The following is a 17,437-nucleotide window of genomic DNA, read 5'->3' on the forward strand; positions in this document are numbered from 1 at the left end:
AAAGCGGCGCGTCGACGCGCTCCGATCAGGCGTCGCGGGAGATCTCGCCGAACGGCGGGTCCGCCTTGTCGCCCGTGGGGGCGATCGCGATCGCCGTGACGGCGTCGCCCCCGGCCCGAACTCGGGCCCGTTCCAGTTCGACGTCGGTCCCGTCGCCGGTCGCGGTCGCCGTCGCGCTCTCGGCCCCCGTGCCGAGCACCGTCCGCGACTGCCCGTCGGTCCAGTCGGAAACCGACGAGACGCTCGCGCCGGTCGCGAGCTCTACCGCCCGCGCGGCCGAGACGCCGGTGATCGGGTCACGGACGACTTCCGGCTGTTCGATCACCGCCACGGCCGGCGCGGTGACGACCCCGAAGCGCCGCCCGTCATCGGCGGCGTAGCCGCGCCGGAAGACGGTGGCGATCACCTCGCGGGTGTTCGAGATCTGGACGTCGCCGGACAGGTCGACCGTGATCGAGGTGGTCACCGTCGTCTCGGCCGAGATGGTCTCCTCGTACCCCCGCTCGGCGGCCGCAGCGTCCGGGAGGAACGCCGGCCGCTCGGCGCGAGCCTCGATGGGTTCCGGTTCCTCCGGCAGCAGCGCGCACCCGGCGGTCGCCGTCGCGGCGCCGGTCACCGCGGCGAGGAGCGCGCGCCGAGAGCGGGGGGAGCGAGTCCGGCGCATCGGAGATCACCGCCAGAACCGCTTCGCGAACCGGGAGAGGAACCCCTCGTCCGGTTTTTCGACGGGTTCCCACAGCCGGAACGCGCCGGAGACGTCCGCGGCCTCGCTGGCGACGAGCGCCTCGTCGTCGGGCGCGACGACGACCAGATTCACCTCGTAGTGCCCGTAGTAGCCGAGCTTCAGCAGGGTGCGATCCCGGAACCCGTCGACGAACTCGACCACATCGTCGGGGATCCGGTCGGCGACGAGGACGAAGGTGACGTCGGTGCCGAAGTGTTCCTCGTTCGGCGTGATCCGCTCGTCGGCGACCCGGTGGCCGACGTCGACGAGCCGCTCCAGCTCGCCCACCGTCGGGTTCGCTACGCGGCGCGCGAACAGGTGTTCCATGATGTCGTGGTCGGCGTAGCTCAGCGCCGGGTGGAAGAACTGCTTCTGGTTGCGCATCCGCATCTCTCCCGCGAACTCGAACCGCTCGCCGTGGACGACCACGTCTCGCTCCAAGTCGTAGCTGTACATCAGGCGGTCGGAGACGCGGTCGAGGTACTCGTCGTCGTAGTCAGGGACTGCCTCTCGGATTTCCTCCGGGAGCTCGCCGGGGTCGCGGCGGTCGTCCCCGCTGGCCGTCTCACTCATCGTCCGGGTCGTAGGCGACCGCGTCGTCGTCGGCCGGCGGCGCGCCGATCGCGAGGACGGTCACGGGGGCGTCAGCGTCGGCCGGGTTGTACGCTCGCTGCGGGCTCTCGGAGTCGACCACGAACAGGTCGTCCGCGGGCACCTCGACGGTCCCCTCGGGCGTCTCAACCCAGAGCGTCCCGTCGAGGACGTAGAACGCCTCCTGTTGGGTCTCGTGGTAGTGGTACGCGAGCGGGAGCTGCTCGCCGGGCTCGGCGCGGAACCGGTTGACCGCCGCGGCGTCGAGGCCTCCCGGCTCGGAGAGCTTTCGGCACTCGCAGGGGCGGTCGGGCTTCGGCTCCACCGAGTCCGTGTCGACGACGCGATATCCCATGTGAACTCATTTCACGGAGCGGTTGAAAAGCTCGTCGGGGCAACGTCGGACCGACATCGGCCGGTTCCACGTCGGACGTTTCCGGTCGAAAAACGCCGCAGCGGTGCTAACGCCGGGTTTTAAGTCAGTCAAACACGAACATTCGATACAGATACACATGTCCGACGAAGAGATTCAAACGGAGGCGTGCGGACGGTGTTCGATGTCGACCGTCGTCGGCGCGGTGAACGGCGACAAGGACCCGGAGGAACGCACCGATCACGACCCGTTCGCGGGCGAGCGTATCGAGGTCGACCAGTCGTCGCTCCGGCGGATCTCGCCGGGAGGGTTCCTCAGCGACCTCAAAGAGCGGGCCGACGAGCTGGGTCGCCGACTCTCGTACGGGAAGTAGGCGACGCGCTCGGTCGGAGAGACTTATAAGCGTTCGTTTCATATGGGGCCCACGCGATGGAAGAGAGCATCTCCGGCTTCAAGATGCGCGGGGACTGGGGTGACGTCGTCGAACACGGCGAGCGGATCGCCTTAGCGCTCCGCGAGACCGGCGCCGACGACGACCCGTTCTACGAGTACGACGACTGGCGCCCGAAGTCCCACGAGCGCATCGACGAGGACGTGTCGGCGAAGACCGCCGAGCAGGCCTCCGTCGCCGAGGGCGAGGGCGAACAGGCCGGCAAGACACCCGGTGATGACCTCCAGACGGCCGGCGAGAAGCTCACCGAGTCCTACGAGCAGGTCGAGGAGAACGACACCGAGAGCGCCGTGGAGAGCTGGGGGGAGTCGATCGGTCACGTCGCCCGCGCGGCCGACTCGGCGAGCCGCAAGGCGCTCCGGAAGGTCGAAGACACGGTGTACCGGAACGTCATGACCCAGATGGCCCCGTACTACTTCGACAACGAGCTCGTCAGCGCCAACATCCAGGAGGTCGGCCGCGGCGAGGACGGCGAGACGTTCGAGTTCGAGGTGAACGTCAACGACGACGAGCTGAAAGACGACGTGAGCGACATCCTCGCCGAGTACGAGTCCGAGATCGACCGCTGGCACGTCGAAACGGAGAAGCGCACGGACGACGTCGCCGCCGCCGAGGGCGTCGAGCCCCCGGAAGAGGAGGGCGGCCCGGACTCGACGATGACGTGACCCGCGAGCGCGGCACGCACGGTTTTAATTCGAGGACCCGCGAAGAGAGGGTATGACAGAGGTACTCCGGGTCGAGGCCGGCGAGCTGTCGGCCGACGAGATCATCGACGCCCTCAACAACGGCCGCCGGATCCTCGTCGACGTCGAGGTCGCAGGCGGCCGCCACGAGGTCGTGCTCCGCTACGACGGCGAGACGTACCACTGCGACACGCCGACGAACCTCCACCGCCACGCCGAGGAGGCCGAGATGCGCGGCTGTCTCGACCGGATGGGGTACGCCGGCGGCGGGACCGAGGCCGACAGCGGCGACTGACTCGCCCCTGCCGTCGCCCCGCCTCGCTCTCCCACCGCGATGCCGGCTTTTAACCCGGCCGCAGTCGAACGGCGCCCATGAGCGACCCCGAGATCGAGGACCTCGTCGGCGACGTCTCTCCCTCGTTCGAACACGTGCTCTCCTGCGTGTTCGGCATCCGCGACCACGAGAGCCGCACCTACCTGACGCTGCTCGATCACCCGGGAAGCACCGTCGCCGAGCTCGCCGAGACACTCGACCGGGACCGGTCGAACGTGAACCGCTCGCTGTCGACGCTGCGCGACAAGGGGATCGTCGAGCGCCGCCGCCGGCTGCTCGACTCGGGCGGGTACGTCTACCAGTACACCGCGATTCCGGTCCCGGAGGCCAAAGCCCGGCTCCACGACGCGCTCGACGAGTGGGTGGAGGGCGTTCACGGGGCGATCGACGCGTTCGACCCGGACGACCGGGAGTGAGCGCCTACTCCTCGCCGGCGTCCGTCTCGCTCTCCGCCGCCCCTCCCTCGCCGCTCCCGGCGCTCAGCCCCTCCCCGTCCAGACGGTCGAGCGCCCGCGGCGCGTCGTGGTGCTCGGAGTAGCCGTCGAACCAGCGCCCGATCCGCTCGATACGGTCCACGACGTGTCCGGGCTCGCCCGAGCGCGAGAGCTCGTGGCCCTCGCGCGGGTAGCGCACGAATCGCGTGTCGACGCCGTTCTTCCGGAGCATCCGGTGATACAGCTCCGCCGTGCAGATCGGCGTCCGCGTGTCGTCCTCGCTGTGGATCAGCAGCGTCGGCGTGTCGACCCCGTCGGCGTGCCCGGTCGGCGACTGCTCCCAGAGCCACCCCGGCTCCTCTGACGGGACGGTGTCGAAGTCGCCCTCCAGCAGCTTGTACGCGGCGTCGGTCGAGCCGTAGAAGCCGGTGAGGTCGTAGACGCCGCGTTGGGAGACGGCCGCGCGGAAGTAGTCGGTCTGCCCCACCGCCCACGCGGTCATGAATCCCCCGAAGGAGCCGCCGGTGACGAAGGCGTTCGTCCCGTCGACGTACGGGCGCTCGGCGACCGTCTCCACCCCGGCCATCACGTCCGAGAGGGTGACCGCGCCCCAGTCGCGCTCGATCGCCTGCATGAACGATTCGCCGTAGCCGGTCGAGCCGCGGGGGTTCGACCAGAAGACCACGTAGCCGCGCGCCGCGAGCGTCTGGAACTCGTGCCACATCGTCCCCGCAGTCGACCACATCGCGTGGGGGCCGCCGTGGATCTCGACCGCGAGGGGGAACGCCTCGCCTTCGCTTCCCTCGCCGTCCGGGTCGAACCCCGGCGGCGTCAGCACCCACCCCTGGATCTCCGCGCCGTCCGACTCGAACCGGACCTCCTCCGGCTCGCCGACCGCGCGCTCGGCGAGGTAGTCGCCGTTCAGATCGGTGAGCCGCGCCGTCTCGCCGCGCCACGCGTCGTGCGCGAAGACGTCGCCCGGGTGGTCTGACTCGCTGGCGGCGAACGCGACGGTCACCTCGTCCGGGCCCGCGCCCTCGTCGCCGCCGACCGTCGCCCCGGAGACGGTCCCCGGCCGGACGAGCCGCTCGGGGGCCGCGCTCCCGTCGGCCGGGACGTGCCACAGCGCCGTCCTCCCCTCGTCGGGGGTCGCGAAGAACAGCGTCGCGTCGTCGGGGCCCCACTGCGGCGCGGCCTCGTAGCCGAGCCCGCGGTCGATCTCGCCGGTGAGGTCGGTCACCTCGCCCGTCTCCCGGTCGACAACTCGGAGGTCGACCGGCTGCATCGATATCTGCTCCGGCTCGGCGTGGGTGAACGCGACCCGGCCGTCGGCGGTCGCCGCGAGCGCGGCGCCCCACCCGGTCGTCGCGTGAACGCGTTCGGTCTCGCCCGTCTCGAAGTCGTGTGCGCGGATCGCGATCTCCACGGCGTCGTCCGGGTCGTCGCCGACCTCCTCGGCGACCTAGAGGGTGTCGGCGTCCCCCCAGTCGGGCGCGGCGAAGTCGGCGTCGCGGTCGGTCACCCGCTCGACGCCTTCGGCGGGGTCGGGCGCCGCCGCGCCCTCGACCGTCGCGTCCGCGTCGACGACGTACACGCCCGACCGGCGACCGTCGAAGTACCGCTGACCGGACCGGTAGACGGTCCGATCGACGACGCGGGGGTCGGGACGCTCCTCGGGCTCGTACTCCTCCGAGACCGACAGGTCGCGGTCCGCCTCCCGGTCCTCCGCGGTCGGCGACTGCACGAAGGCGATCCGCTCCCCGTCGGGCGACCAGGCCACCTCGGAGACGCCGCCGACGACGTCGGTGACTCGCCGGGCCTCGCCCCCGTCGACCGGGAGCACCCACAGCTGCTGACGGTCGTCGTCGGCGCCCCGCGTCGAGGTGAACGCGATCCGCTCGCCGGACGGGCTCCAGCGCGGCTCCGCGTCGGAGCCCTCGGCGAGGGTCAGCCTGCGGGGGTCGCCGCCGGCGATGTCGACGACGTACACCGTCGACTCGTACTCCTCGTCGTCGGTCGGCTGGCGTCGCAGGAAGGCGACCCGGTCCCCGTCGGGCGAGATCCGCGGGTCGGCGGGCGTCGCGATGTCGTGGTAGTCGGCCGCGGTGACACGCTCCATGGGGAGGGGTCGACCGCCCCGGGCAGAAGCCGTCGGGAGCCGGAAAGCCGGGCGGCCGTGGCGAGGCGGCGCCGTCCCGCTACTCGCCCCCGTTGTCGACCGCCAGCGTCACGCCGTCGCCGTCGACGGTCGCGCCCGCGGCGCACACTGGGTGCTCGAAGTCGGCGCCGAGGACCTCGGTCGCGGCCGCGCCCGCCTCGGGGACGTCGGCCTCGGCCGCCGCGAGAGGGTACGACTCCGGGGCGTCGGTCTCGTAGGTGGCCGCGATCGTCGGCTCGTCGACGGTCTCGACGAGCAGGGCGTCGCGGCGGACGACGCCGATCGTCGCCGTCTCAGCGCCGACGACTCCTGCGATTCGCGGCGTGTCGTAGTCGTCCTTCTCGAAGTCTAGCGCGAGCAGCGGGGTCGCCAGCGCGTCGCGGGCGGGGTACCCGAGCTCCAGTTTCTCCGCGATCGGGTCGACGTGCGAGCCGTTGCCGACGACCGCGAGCGGCTCGTCGGTCGGCGTCCGGACCTCGCGCGCGCAGTTGTACGAGACGTACGGGTTGTCCGTCTCGGGCGCGTCCGGCGTCGGGCCCACCGTGAGGGTCCCATCGCGGTCGAGCACGCGCCGGTTCGGGAACGAGCGCGAGGAGACGCGGTAGGCGCCGATTCCGGGAGCGACGACGACGAATCGTCCGACGTACATACAGCTTCGTGGCTATTCGGGCGAGTAAAGCGCGTCGATATACGCACGTACGTCCATCAGTACGGAGTCGGTCGCGGTCGGGGCGTCGCCCTCGTCGCCGCCTGTGAACCCGTGACAGAGGGCCGGCGACGCGCAACGCTTACAAACACCCACAGGTTATCGATGGGTACGCGTAGTCCATTGGGGTAGTGGCCAATCCTGAAGCCTTCTGGGGGCTTCGACCCTGGTTCGAATCCAGGATGGACTATTCTCGCGGCCCGTCCGCGTTCCGCCCCAGACGAGAGGGCACGCTTCGCTGACGAGGGCTCCTTCGCGTGGATCCTCCCGTTCGAGTGGTTCCCCTCGACAAACCGTTTCTTCTGGAGACACAACCCGGCTACGTACTGCGGTTTCCAGTAGAAACTAGGGGGTACGTGCGTTCCCACTCGATCATTTCTCGACATCCAGCAGCGCGACGCGCTCGCGAACGACATCGGCCAGGTCGCCGGCCGTCGCCGCGAGCTCGCTGTCGGAGACGTCGTAGAACGCCCTGACTCGCTCCGCGTCGAACTCGGCCGTCGCGTCCGCGGCCGTCGTCATCTCTCCGAGCGCCGCGACGGCCGCGTCAAGGTCCGCGGAGGGTCGGCCCGCACCGGGCACCCCACCGAAGTCGGCGACGACCACGACGGCGCGCTGCTCGCCCCCGGAGACGCCGAGCGTCAGCGCCCGGTCGATCTGTCGGCGGCCGGCCGCGTACAGCAGGACCTCGACGCCCGGGTCGCGCGCGACGGCCTCGCCGCGAGCGATCGCGCGGGCCGCGAGGCGGGTCGCCGCGCTGAGGTGGTCGTCGGAGACGACGAGGTCGGCGTCGAACGCCTGAACGACCGCGCCGGTCTCGGTACCGATCTCGTCGAGCCGGGAGAGAAAGGCGTCGAGGTCGTCGATGACGACCGTCCCCCGAACGAGGCGATGGGGCGGAGTCGGCGGGTCCGCGAGCCCGTCGCCCGCGGCGTCGTCACGGCCGACGGCATCGCCGCTCACTCGAAATCACCCAGGCTCGCCTGTCCGTCACCGCTCTCGTCGGTCCCGGAGCCGGCGGTCGCCGCCGCCGAGGCCGACTTGTCCGGCCGCACGTCGTCCATCGACGGGTCCTCGCGCCCCGCGTGTTCGAGGATCCGCTCGGCGGTGCGCTCGCGGCCGCGGAGCGCGCCGAGCACGACCGCCTTGTCGGCCTCGCGGAGGTCGGCGCGGGTCTCGACGCCGGCCTCGTACAGGCGGCGGGCGCGCTTCCGGCCGACGTTGCGGACGCCGGCCAGATCCAGGAGCTCCTCGCGGACGCCGTACTCGATCCGCTTGCGCGCCTCGCGGACCGCGACGACGACGTCGCCGTCGACGCCCTCCACGTCGCGCGCGAGCGTCTCGGCCGCGCGGAGCAGCCACTCGGCGGTGTCGACCTTCCCGCGGATGTCGCCCGGGCCGACGCCGTACCGCTCCGTGATGCGGTCTTCGTCGACCTCGTTCGCCCAGTCCTCCAGGAGGCGGGCCGTCTTCAGCGACGCGAGCCAGTCCTCGAAGCGCACGTCCTCGTACTCGGAGGGCACGTCGCCGAGGAACTCCGCCTCGCGCTCGTAACAGAGCTCGGTGTACTCCTCGCGGTCCCCGGACTTCAGGTAGAGCTCGTACATGTCGGGGGTTCGGCTGACGAGGTGATAGAGGCCGAGCGGAGTGACTTCGGGCGACGAGGCGTCGCCCTCGCTCGCGCCGTCCGCGGCGGCCTCCGTCTCGCCCTCCTCCCCGTCCTCGCCGGCCCGTGTGTACGTGCCGAATCCGGGCTCGTCGCCGTTCTCGTCGGCGGTCCTGACGAACTCGCCGGCGTCGCCCGTTTCGTCGAGGGCCCCGCCGTCGCCACTGACCGACCGCACCCCGTCTATCATCTCGGCCGCGCTCATCGGGTCGAGGTAGAGCCGGGAGACGGTGTGGCCGATCCCGGTCGCGGTCAGGCTCTCGCTCCCGCCGTCGCGGTCGCGCTCGACGAAGCCGTTGACCCCGAGGTAGTCGAGGACGGTGTCGGTGACGGCCGCGAGCCGCCCCTCGTCGTCGGTCTGGGTCGCGTAGAGGGTGTTGTCGAGGAACGAGAGGAGGCCGTCGCGCGTCGAGGCGAACCCGGAGGCGACCGTGGCGAGCACGTGGGTCCGGAGCGCGGGCTCGGCGGCGAGCTTCGACCGGACCGGCTCGGGGTCGGCCCAGAGGTACCGCTCGAACAGCTCCTCTTTGGTGTCCGCGTCGTTCGCGAGCAGGACCGCCTCGCCGTACGGGTCGAGCCCGGGCCGCCCCGCCCGGCCGCACATCTGGTGGATCTCCAGCACGTCGAGGGGCTTCATCCCGCCGAAATCCCCGTCGTACCGGCGCCAGTCGCGGACGATCACCCGGCGGGCGGGGGTGTTGACGCCGGCGGCGAGGGTGGGGGTCGCGGAGATGCACTTGATGAGGCGGTCGCGGAACGCGTCCTCGACGAGCGACCGGTGCTCGCTCGCGAGCCCGGCGTGGTGGAACGCCGACCCCTGTGCGACCGCGTCGGCGAGGTCCTCGGAGGTGTCGGTGTCGGAGACGCCCCGGATCTCCTCGGCGAGCTCGCGGAGGGAGTCCCGCTCGTCGTCGGTGAGCCGCGAGTCGGTGACGTCGGTGAGCTTGCGGGCCGACGACTCGGCGTTGCGCCGGGAGTTGACGAAGACGAGCGAGGAGCCGCCCTGCCCGTCCTCCTCGGTGTCGAGCGCGTCGGCGACGAGCCGGGCGGTCTGGTCCTCGCCGCGCTCGACGGGCACCTCGCGCTTGCTCCCGTCGGCGAAGTCGATCGCGTTGCCGAAGTGGACGCCGGTTCGGAGGTCGATGGGTCGCCAGTCGGACTCGACCAACTCGGCGTCGAGCCACTCGGCGATGACGTTCGCGTTGCCGACGGTCGCCGAGAGGGCGACCGTCTGGAGCCCGGGGTTCACCTTCCGGAGCTTCGCGAGCGTCACTTCGAGGGTCGGGCCGCGGTTCGGGTCGTCGACGAGGTGGACCTCGTCGCTCACGACGCAGGTGAGGTCGTCGATCCACGGCGCGCCGTTCCGGATCAGCGAGTCGACCTTCTCCGAGGTGGCGACGATGACGTCGCGCGTGGCGAGCCACTCGCCGTCGGACTCGTAGTTGCCGGTGGAGACGCCGACGGTGACCCCGTGGTCCTCCCAGCGCTCGAACTCTGTCTTCTTCTCGCTAGCGAGCGCGCGCAGCGGGACGATGTACAGCGCCTTGCCGCCGCGCTCGATCGACGAGAGCATGGCGAGCTCGGCGATCAGGGTCTTTCCGGAGGCCGTCGGGACCGCGGCGACGAGGCTCTCGCCGTCGACGACGCCGGCCTCGACGGCGGCCGCTTGGGGCGGGTACAGCTCGGCGACGCCCTCCGCTTCGAGCGCCTCGCCGACGCCCGCGGGGAGCCCGGAGAGCGAACTCGGTTGCATTACCGGAGGGTGGGTCCCGACCCGATTTAAACCGTCGGAACGGCGCGATAGCGCGGAGCGGGCGGGGACCCTCAGTGGCCGGGCTACAACTCTCCTTTCGTGCTCGGCGTGTCGCTGCGGCGCTCGTCGAGCCGCGTCGCGTCGTCGAGCGCCCGCGCGAGCGCCTTAAAAAGGGCTTCCACCTCGTGGTGGGCGTTGTCCCCTCTCTCGACTGCGGCGTGGAGCGTCAGACCGGCGTTGTGCGCCAGCGATAGCGCGAAGTGGTCGGCCATAACGCTCGTGAACTCGCCGACCGACTCCTGGGAGAACTCGCCCGAGAAGTCGTAGTACGGGCGCCCGGCCACGTCGACGACGACGCTTGCAACCGCCTCGTCGAGGGGGACCCGTCGGTCGGCGTAGCGCCGAATGGCTCGCTTCTCGCCGAGCGCCTCGTCGAACGCCTCGCCGAGGCAGATCGCCACGTCCTCGACCGTGTGGTGGTCGTCGATCTCGGTGTCGCCGTCGCACCTGACGGTCAGGTCGAAGAGGCCGTGCTTGGCGAACGACGCCAGCATGTGGTCGAAAAAGCCGATCCCCGTGTCGACCTCGCTGTCGCCGTCGCCGTCGATCGCGAGGGTGAGCTCGATCGTCGTCTCGCTCGTTTCGCGGGAGACCGCGGCCGTCCGGTCGTGCTCGCTCATACCGGCCCCTCGCGGCGGATTCGTAAGTCGGTTGCGGGTGTGGGAGAGGGGTGGTTTTTATAAATGGGCTGTGCGGTGGCGCGCGCCTCCGAGCGGTCGCCGCCGGCGACCGCGAGGAGCGCGTGCGAGGGAGTCGGCCACTCGGAGCGAAGCGGAGAGTGGCCGACGAGGCTGGGGAGGCGTGAGGCTGCGGTCGTTGTGCGGGGTGGGAATCAAAGGGGCAGTCGCGCTCGGCGAACCCCAGCGAAGCAAGGACCACAGGGAGCGAGCAACGCGAGCGATCGAGGACCGCAGCGAGCTGTGGGAGCCGAGCGCGGCTGGGGCTTTGGAGATGTTCGTCACCGACCCACAGTCAGCTATTTATAAGCGATCGGCTGGGTCTTTGGAGGTGTTCCCTGTTGATCCGCAATTACTCATTTATAAATGAACAGCGGCAGAATCACATTCTGATGATTAAACCTCGTCCGCCGCGTCCTGCGCCTCCCGCAGCGTGAACTCCCCTTCGTACAGTGCGGTCCCGACCACGACCGCGGCCGCACCGGCCTCTTTCAACGCAACAACGTCCTCGACGCTCGCCACCCCGCCGGAGGCGATAACCGGAATATCCACGGCCTCGACCACGCTCTCCACCGGCCCCCGATCGATCCCCTCCAGCTGCCCCTCGACGTCGACGTCGGTAAATAAGATTGCGCCCGCGCCCAGCTCCTCGTACCGGGCCGCGGCCTCGGCGGGGTCGAGGCCGGTCCCCTCCGTCCACCCGCTTACGACGACCTCGCCGCCCTTCGCGTCGAGGCTGACCACGACGCTGTCGGGGTGCGTCTCGTCGATCTCGGCGACGATATCGGGCGTCTCGATCGCCGCGGTGCCCAGAATCACCCGATCGAGCCCCAGATCGAGGAGCTCACGCGCGCCCGCCGCGGCCCGGATGCCGCCGCCGAGCTGGAGGCCGACCTCGTTCGGGACGTGCTCTACGACCGCCTCGATCGCGTCGGCGTTGACGCGCTCGCCCTCGAACGCGCCGTCGAGGTCGACGAGGTGGAGCGTCTCCGCGCCCGCGTCGATCCAGCGCTCGGCGGCCTCGACCGGGTCGCCGTAGCGCTTGCCCGTGCCGCGCTCGCCGCCGACCAGCTGGACGACCTCGCCGTCCTGTACGTCGACCGCCGGGATCACCTCGAACTCGGAGAAGCCGCTCATACCCGCTCGGAGTCGCGGGCGGGGATTAAACGGGTCGGTTCGTGGGGCGGCTCACGCGCCGCGGTCGCCGCCGTGCCGGCTCGCCGGGCGCCTCATTCCACCGAGACGATCAGCGCGGATATCTCCTCGTCGAACGCGGCGGGGTCGGTCGCGAGCGCCCCGGCGGTCTCCGCGTCGGCGATTGACTCCACGACGGTCTCACCGTCGACCCCGAGCGAGAGCGCGTCGCCGATGACCTCCGTGATCGCCTCGGACGGGAACGCACCGCCCGCGACGAGCACGTCGGTGCCGTTATGCCAGACCGCGAGCCGCGCCGTGACGCCAACGGCGTCGTCGACCGCCGTCGTCGAGCCGTCCGGCAGGGGGACCTCCCCGTCGAGCGCGAACTCCCCCTCGAACCGCCACGCGGTCGCCGTGTGGCCGCCGGTCACCGTCGTGGTCCCCTCGTCGACCTCTTCGAGGCCCTCGATCCCGGCGTTCCGGAGCTGCGCGCGGAACGCGTCGACAGCGGCCGTCTCCACCTCCGCCATCAGCCGGTCCCGACCGACGCCGGCCGGGAGCCCGTCGAGCGCGGGCCGGAGGTCGATCCGAGTCGCGAAGAAGACGACCGGCGAGCCGCTCGCGCCGAACGTCTCCGCGAGCGCCTCGGCGACGGAGACGTACTCGTAGATCAGCGTGCGTTCGAGCGCGCGCACCGTCACCGGGCCGTACGCCCGTTCGAACACCGTGCTCTCCGACTCGTCGAGGAGCCGCCAGCCGTCGTCGATCCGGTCGCTCGTCACGGTCGGCTCCGGCACCGGGCCGTCGCGGGTGCCGAGACACCCCGCGAGGCCGAGGGCCGCGGCGCTCGCGCCCGCGGCGAGCAGTCGGCGGCGCGTGGCTCCGCTCTCGTCTCCCGTCGGCGAGTCGTCCATACGGGTCCGCTGCCCACGCCGCCGTAAATCGGTGTCGTCGCGGCTATCGGGAACGATACTTCCGTGGCCGACTCGCCGCCTTCCCCCTCGCCGTCGCCGACACGGATCCCTTATAATCACTCGGTATAACAACCGAGTAATGGCAGACGACACGGACGCGACCATCGACTCGGACCCGAGCGATCGACAAGCGCTGTCGCGGCCCGACCCCTCGACCCGGCGCCGGTTTCTGGCGCTCGGCGGCGCGGCGGGCGCCCTGGCGCTCGCGGGCTGCAGCGCGCAGCAGACCGGCGACGACGGGGGCGACGGGTCAGACGGGGAGGACGGAAGCGACGGGTCGGACGGCGACGGCGGCTCCGACGGAGAGGACGGCTCCGACGGCGACGACGAGGAGACCCCAACCCTGACGGTCGCGACGTACACCAGCTTCATCGACGCGCCCTCCGTGAGCCCGGGCGAGTGGCTCAAAGAGGAGTTCGAGTCGCGCGTCGACGCCGAGCTGGAGTGGGCGACGCCCGACAACGAGTTGAACTACTACGTCGAGCGCGCCGCCTCGGGCGTGTCGGTCGACGCCGACCTCTACGTCGGGCTCACGACCGGGGACCTCGTCCGCGTCGACGACCAGCTCGACGACGCTCTGTTCGCTGAGCGGGGCGAAGTGGACGGGTTCGACGCCGTCCGCGAGGGGCTCCTCTTCGACCCGTTCGACCGGGCGATCCCGTTCGACACCGGCTACGTGAGCCTCGTCTACGACGGTACGACGACTGAGGCGCCCGAGACGTTCGACGGCCTGCTCGCCGACGACCACAGCGGGGCGCTCATCGCGCAGAATCCCGGCGGCTCGTCGACCGGACGCTCGTTCCTGCTGCACACGATCCACCGGTTCGGCGACGGCGGCGTCGCGGGCGACGGGGACGAGGAGACCGTCGCGGGCGACGACGGCGACCCCGACTACGACTACCTCGACTACTGGGCGGACCTCCAGGCCAACGACGTGCGGGTGCTCGGCTCGTGGGACGACGCGTACACCGCCTGGAGCAACGGCGAGGCGCCGATGGTCGTCTCCTACTCGACCGACCAGGTGTTCGCGGCCGACGCGGGGGAGGACCTCGAACAGCACCGGATCCGCTTCCTGAACGACCAGGCGTACGCGAACCCCGAGGGGATGGCCGTCTTCGCCGACGCCGACGAGCCGGAGCTCGCCCGCGAGTTCATGTCGTTCGTGCTGGAGCCGGAGGTGCAAGGCGAGATCGCTCAGCGCAACGTCGCGTTCCCCGCGACCGACACCGCGACGCTCCCGGACGACTACGCCGAGCTCGCGAAGGAGCCGGCCGACCCGGTGACGTTCACGTACGATGAGCTCCAGGGCTCGGTCGGCGAGTGGATCGACGCCTGGGAGCGGCAGTACGCCGGGAACTGAGGGCCGCGTGTCCGACGCCAGCCGCGGCGCCGCCGGCGGTCGTCACACGCTCCACGACCGGATCGAAGGACGTCTCCGCGGGCACCTCCTAACCGCGCTCGCGGTCGTCACGAGCGTGACGCTCGTCGTCGCCTTCTACTACCCGGTCGGCACGGTCCTGATCGAGGCGGTCGTCGTCGACGGCGCGGCCACGCTCTCGGTGTTCGCCGCGGTGCTGCGCGACCCCTTTTATTTCGGGGAGCTCGCCCGGCTGTTCGCGGGCGAGTCGCCGCTCGCGGTCGCGCGCGCGCTCCTCGGGCCGGACCGTCGGCTCGGGATCGTCGGGTTCACCGCGTATCAGGCCGCGCTGTCGACGGTCGCCAGCGTCGCCTTGGGGCTCCCCGCGGCGTACCTGCTCGCGCGCTTCGAGTTCCCCGGCCGCCGGACGCTGCGGTCGCTGACGATCGTCCCGTTCGTCCTCCCGTCGATCATGGTCGCGGTCGGTTTCGTCGCCACGTTCGGGACCAACGGGACCCTGAACGCCGCCCTGTCGACGCTCGGTCTCCCCCGCGTCGACCTCATGTTCACGCTCCGCGCGGTCGTGATCGCCCACGCCTTCTACAACGCGCCGCTCGTCGCTCGAGTGACGACGGCGGCGTGGGAGTCGGTCGACGCGCGCGCGGTCGAGACCGCCCGGAGTCTCGGCGCGGGACCGGTCCGGGCGTTCTTCGACGTGGTCGCGCCACAGGTGTACCCCGCCGTGCTGACGGGGGCGGCGCTGACGTTCGTCTTCACCTTCGGGACCTTCCCTATCGTGCTCGCGCTCGGCGGGTTCGAGCTGGCGACGATCGAGGTGTTCGTCTACCACCTCGTCCGCGACCTGAGCTACGCCGAGGCGGCCGCGCTGGCGATCGTCGAGCTGGTCATCTCGCTCGGGGTGCTCCTCGCGTACCTGCGCTACGAGGCGCGCAACACGGTCAGCGCGCGGGGCGCTCGCCCGCTCCCGCGCAGGTCGCTGCTCCCTTCGGCCCCGACCGCGAGGGAGCTCCTGCCGCGTCTCGGCCTCGGCGCCTACGCCGTCGCCGTGGGGGTCCTCTTCCTCGCGCCCATCGCCTCGATGGTCCTCGCGAGCGTCACGGGCGGCGACGGCGCGCTCACGCTGGAGCACTACCGCTTCCTCGTTGACCGCCAGCAGACGGGGGCGGCGTTTCAGGTGCGGCCGTGGCCCGCGATCCGCAACTCGCTGGCGTTCGCGTCGGCGTCGACGCTGCTCGCGCTCCCGATGGGCGTCGTCGTCGCGGTGCTGACGACCCGGCGGTACCGCGGGCGGACGCTGGTCGACGCGGCCGCGATGGCGCCGCTCGCCGTCTCCGGAATCGTCGTCGGGCTCGGGCTCCTGCGCGGGCTCGTCTTCGGCGTCGAGGTCGCGGGGTGGCGGATCGCGGCGTCCGGCGCGATCGCCATCGTCGTCGCACACGCGGTCGCGGGCTACCCCTTCGTCGTCCGGACGGTTGCGCCCGGGCTGGAGGGGCTCGACCGCTCGCTGATCGAGTCGGCCCGCGCGCTCGGTGCGTCGCGGGCACGGGTGATCCGCGACGTGGAGCTCCCGCTCGTGTGGCCCGGCGTCGTCGCGGGCGCGGCGTTCGCGTTCGCCATCTCGATCGGCGAGTTCACGGCGACGGTGGTGCTCGCGACCGGGGGCGACGCGTACACGATGCCGGTCGCCATCGAACGGTTCATCGGGCGTCGGCTCGGACCGGCGACTGCGATGGGCGTCGTCCTGCTTGTCGTCACCGGGCTCAGCTTCGTCGTCATCGAGCGGCTGGGAGGTGAGACCAGTGGGCTCTGACCCGCAGCGTCCCGCCGGCGACGCCGGCGGGTCGCCCGACCCCGACGCGCCCCCCGCGGTCGAGCTCGACGGCGTGACGAAGCGCTACGGCGACACCGCCGCCGTCGACGACGTGACCCTCCGGGTGCGCGAGGGGGAGTTCTTCACGCTCGTCGGCCCCTCGGGCTGCGGGAAGACGACGACGCTCCGGCTGATCGCGGGGTTCGAGGAGCCCTCCTCGGGCGCCGTCCGATTCGCCGGCGAGTCGGTCGCCGGCGTGCCCCCCGAGGACCGCGACGTGGGCGTCGTCTTCCAGAACTACGCGCTGTTCCCGCACATGACCGTCGGCGAGAACGTGGGCTACGGCCTCAACTTCGCCGACCCGCCGGAGGGGGTCACCCGCGACGAGCGCGTCGCGGAGCTGCTCGAGCTGGTCGACCTCCCCGACGCCGCCGACCGCGAACCGGAGAGCCTCTCCGGCGGGCAGCGGCAGCGCGTCGCGATGGCGCGGGCGCTCGCGCCGGGTCCAGACCTCCTCCTCCTCGACGAGCCGATGAGCGCGCTCGACGCGCAGCTCCGCGAGCGTCTCCGGGTGCAGGTCCGGCGGATCCAGTCGGAGCTCTCGATTACGACCGTCTACGTCACCCACGATCAGGAGGAGGCGCTGGCGATCTCCGACCGCGTCGCGGTGATACGCGACGGGACGCCCGAGCAGGTCGCGCCCCCGCGGACGGTGTACCGGGAGCCGGCGACTCGGTTCGTCGCCGAGTTCGTCGGCGACAACAACGTCCTCGCGGGACGGGTGGTGGACGCGGAGGGGAGCGAGAGCGACGGCGCACCCCGAACCGTCGCCGTCGACGTGGGCGGGGAGCCGCTCCGGATCGAGACGGACGGCGCGGTCGATACCGCCCCCGGCGACCGTCTCACCTTCTGCGTCCGGCCCGAGTACCTCCGGATCGGCGAGGGGGAGAGCCGGCTCGCCGCGACCGTCGAAAACGCGGAGTTCCTCGGGGAGACGACTCGCGTGACTCTCGACTGGGGCGGGCGCGACCTCGTGGTCCGGACGCGCGATCCCCTCTCCGGCGAGGTCGTCGTCGGCTTCGATCCCGAGGACGCGCACGTGATCAGTGTCAACGAAGCGTGACGGACGGGATTTATCAGCGACCGCTGCGGTGGCGTCGCCGGCGCTACGCGCCGGCTGCAAGCGAGAGCTTCGCTCTCGCCCTGCGTGCCTTCGAGCGGCCGGCAGGCCGCGAGTTGCACGCGCGAGGTCGCCGGACTACGTCCGGCTGCCAGAGGGACCTTCGGTCCCTCGCTGGAGTCGCGAGCGCAGTGGGCGACCGAAGGGAGCCCCGAGCGAGCGACGAGGTTGTGGAGGTGCGAGGCTGTGCGGTGCGGGTGGGACTCAAAGGGGCAGTCGCGAAGACGAAGGCGCGCGACGTAAGGACCACAAGGAGGGAGCGGTAGCGACCGACTGAGGACCGCAACGAGCGCACCGAGTCGTCGCGACTGGGGCGTTGGAGGCCTTCACTGCCGAATCATCGGCAAC

At 71.3% G+C, this 17,437-nt stretch carries 16 protein-coding genes and 1 pseudogene; 7 read left to right on the plus strand and 10 right to left on the minus strand.

Features of this window, described 5'->3' with window-relative positions; genetic code table 11:
* Positions 1-25 precede the first annotated feature (25 nt).
* The 3 genes from N5096_RS11415 to N5096_RS11425 are packed head-to-tail and all read right to left on the minus strand — an operon-like array spanning position 26 to position 1,670.
* Positions 26-664, minus strand: coding sequence for a DUF6517 family protein (locus N5096_RS11415; protein WP_267664832.1), 639 nt, complete (start codon positions 662-664; stop codon positions 26-28).
* A gap of 6 nt (positions 665-670) precedes the next feature.
* Positions 671-1,297 (minus strand): DUF8052 family protein, encoded by a 627-nt coding sequence (locus tag N5096_RS11420; RefSeq protein WP_267664833.1) that lies wholly within the window; start codon positions 1,295-1,297, stop codon positions 671-673.
* Positions 1,290-1,670 (minus strand): cupin domain-containing protein, encoded by a 381-nt coding sequence (locus tag N5096_RS11425; RefSeq protein WP_267664834.1) that lies wholly within the window; start codon positions 1,668-1,670, stop codon positions 1,290-1,292. Before N5096_RS11425 ends, N5096_RS11420 begins: the two co-directional genes overlap by 8 nt.
* Before the next feature lie 157 nt (positions 1,671-1,827).
* Here N5096_RS11425 and N5096_RS11430 point away from each other — a divergent pair, with 157 nt between their 5' ends.
* From N5096_RS11430 to N5096_RS11445, 4 genes are all read left to right on the plus strand, one after another.
* A complete protein-coding gene (locus N5096_RS11430) occupies positions 1,828-2,061 on the plus strand; it encodes a DUF8007 family protein (RefSeq protein ID WP_267664836.1) in 234 nt (77 codons plus the stop codon).
* 56 nt (positions 2,062-2,117) lie between these two features.
* Positions 2,118-2,804 (plus strand): DUF5828 family protein, encoded by a 687-nt coding sequence (locus N5096_RS11435; protein WP_267664838.1) that lies wholly within the window; start codon positions 2,118-2,120, stop codon positions 2,802-2,804.
* Between the two features lie 52 nt (positions 2,805-2,856).
* Positions 2,857-3,117 (plus strand): DUF8001 family protein, encoded by a 261-nt coding sequence (locus N5096_RS11440; RefSeq protein ID WP_267664840.1) that lies wholly within the window; start codon positions 2,857-2,859, stop codon positions 3,115-3,117.
* A gap of 77 nt (positions 3,118-3,194) precedes the next feature.
* Positions 3,195-3,572: a helix-turn-helix domain-containing protein gene (locus tag N5096_RS11445; RefSeq protein ID WP_267664841.1), complete on the plus strand. Its 378-nt coding sequence runs from the start codon at positions 3,195-3,197 to the stop codon at positions 3,570-3,572.
* Positions 3,573-3,576: 4 nt separating this feature from the next.
* Here N5096_RS11445 and N5096_RS11450 read toward each other — a convergent pair.
* From N5096_RS11450 to N5096_RS11480, 7 genes and pseudogenes are all read right to left on the minus strand, one after another.
* Positions 3,577-5,709 (minus strand): annotated as a pseudogene (locus tag N5096_RS11450) (S9 family peptidase).
* Between the two features lie 79 nt (positions 5,710-5,788).
* On the minus strand, positions 5,789-6,397 hold the full coding sequence (locus N5096_RS11455) for an IMP cyclohydrolase (protein ID WP_267664843.1): 609 nt from the start codon (positions 6,395-6,397) through the stop codon (positions 5,789-5,791).
* 429 nt (positions 6,398-6,826) lie between these two features.
* On the minus strand, positions 6,827-7,417 hold the full coding sequence (gene cgi121, locus N5096_RS11460; RefSeq protein ID WP_267664844.1) for a KEOPS complex subunit Cgi121: 591 nt from the start codon (positions 7,415-7,417) through the stop codon (positions 6,827-6,829).
* Positions 7,414-9,873: an ATP-dependent DNA helicase gene (locus N5096_RS11465; RefSeq protein ID WP_267664845.1), complete on the minus strand. Its 2,460-nt coding sequence runs from the start codon at positions 9,871-9,873 to the stop codon at positions 7,414-7,416. Before N5096_RS11465 ends, cgi121 begins: the two co-directional genes overlap by 4 nt.
* Positions 9,874-9,956: 83 nt before the next feature.
* Complete coding sequence (gene hisB, locus N5096_RS11470; protein ID WP_267664846.1) at positions 9,957-10,553, minus strand: imidazoleglycerol-phosphate dehydratase HisB; 597 nt, start codon at positions 10,551-10,553, stop codon at positions 9,957-9,959.
* 453 nt (positions 10,554-11,006) lie between these two features.
* On the minus strand, positions 11,007-11,747 hold the full coding sequence (gene hisA, locus N5096_RS11475) for a 1-(5-phosphoribosyl)-5-[(5-phosphoribosylamino)methylideneamino]imidazole-4-carboxamide isomerase (protein WP_267664847.1): 741 nt from the start codon (positions 11,745-11,747) through the stop codon (positions 11,007-11,009).
* Between the two features lie 92 nt (positions 11,748-11,839).
* The gene (locus tag N5096_RS11480; RefSeq protein ID WP_267664848.1) at positions 11,840-12,661 is read right to left on the minus strand and encodes a DUF6517 family protein; all 822 of its coding nucleotides are present in this window, start codon (positions 12,659-12,661) and stop codon (positions 11,840-11,842) included.
* Positions 12,662-12,800: 139 nt separating this feature from the next.
* Between N5096_RS11480 and N5096_RS11485 the strand changes: the two genes are divergently transcribed.
* Genes N5096_RS11485 through N5096_RS11495 form a run of 3 tightly spaced genes read left to right on the plus strand, consistent with a single transcriptional unit; the run spans position 12,801 to position 17,032 of the window.
* Positions 12,801-14,081, plus strand: coding sequence for a thiamine ABC transporter substrate-binding protein (locus N5096_RS11485; protein WP_267664849.1), 1,281 nt, complete (start codon positions 12,801-12,803; stop codon positions 14,079-14,081).
* A gap of 7 nt (positions 14,082-14,088) precedes the next feature.
* Positions 14,089-15,909, plus strand: a complete 1,821-nt coding sequence (locus tag N5096_RS11490) for an ABC transporter permease (RefSeq protein WP_267664850.1) — start codon at positions 14,089-14,091, stop codon at positions 15,907-15,909.
* Positions 15,899-17,032 carry an ABC transporter ATP-binding protein gene (locus N5096_RS11495; protein ID WP_267664852.1) on the plus strand — a complete coding sequence of 378 codons (1,134 nt, stop codon included), beginning with the start codon at positions 15,899-15,901 and terminating at the stop codon, positions 17,030-17,032. Before N5096_RS11490 ends, N5096_RS11495 begins: the two co-directional genes overlap by 11 nt.
* Positions 17,033-17,437 lie beyond the last annotated feature (405 nt).

The sequence above is a fragment of the Halorubrum yunnanense genome (assembly GCF_026586675.1).
In the GTDB taxonomy this organism is placed as follows: Archaea; Halobacteriota; Halobacteria; order Halobacteriales; family Haloferacaceae; genus Halorubrum; species Halorubrum yunnanense.

Coding starts and splice junctions, on each gene's coding strand:
- N5096_RS11455 (WP_267664843.1), bottom strand. CDS start 6,397: ATGTACGTCGGACGATTCGTCGTCGTCGCTCCCGGAATCGGCGCCTAC.
- N5096_RS11445 (WP_267664841.1), top strand. CDS start 3,195: ATGAGCGACCCCGAGATCGAGGACCTCGTCGGCGACGTCTCTCCCTCG.
- N5096_RS11420 (WP_267664833.1), bottom strand. CDS start 1,297: ATGAGTGAGACGGCCAGCGGGGACGACCGCCGCGACCCCGGCGAGCTC.
- N5096_RS11480 (WP_267664848.1), bottom strand. CDS start 12,661: ATGGACGACTCGCCGACGGGAGACGAGAGCGGAGCCACGCGCCGCCGA.
- N5096_RS11465 (WP_267664845.1), bottom strand. CDS start 9,873: ATGCAACCGAGTTCGCTCTCCGGGCTCCCCGCGGGCGTCGGCGAGGCG.
- N5096_RS11425 (WP_267664834.1), bottom strand. CDS start 1,670: ATGGGATATCGCGTCGTCGACACGGACTCGGTGGAGCCGAAGCCCGAC.
- N5096_RS11440 (WP_267664840.1), top strand. CDS start 2,857: ATGACAGAGGTACTCCGGGTCGAGGCCGGCGAGCTGTCGGCCGACGAG.
- N5096_RS11435 (WP_267664838.1), top strand. CDS start 2,118: ATGGAAGAGAGCATCTCCGGCTTCAAGATGCGCGGGGACTGGGGTGAC.
- N5096_RS11485 (WP_267664849.1), top strand. CDS start 12,801: ATGGCAGACGACACGGACGCGACCATCGACTCGGACCCGAGCGATCGA.
- N5096_RS11415 (WP_267664832.1), bottom strand. CDS start 664: ATGCGCCGGACTCGCTCCCCCCGCTCTCGGCGCGCGCTCCTCGCCGCG.
- hisB (WP_267664846.1), bottom strand. CDS start 10,553: ATGAGCGAGCACGACCGGACGGCCGCGGTCTCCCGCGAAACGAGCGAG.
- hisA (WP_267664847.1), bottom strand. CDS start 11,747: ATGAGCGGCTTCTCCGAGTTCGAGGTGATCCCGGCGGTCGACGTACAG.
- N5096_RS11430 (WP_267664836.1), top strand. CDS start 1,828: ATGTCCGACGAAGAGATTCAAACGGAGGCGTGCGGACGGTGTTCGATG.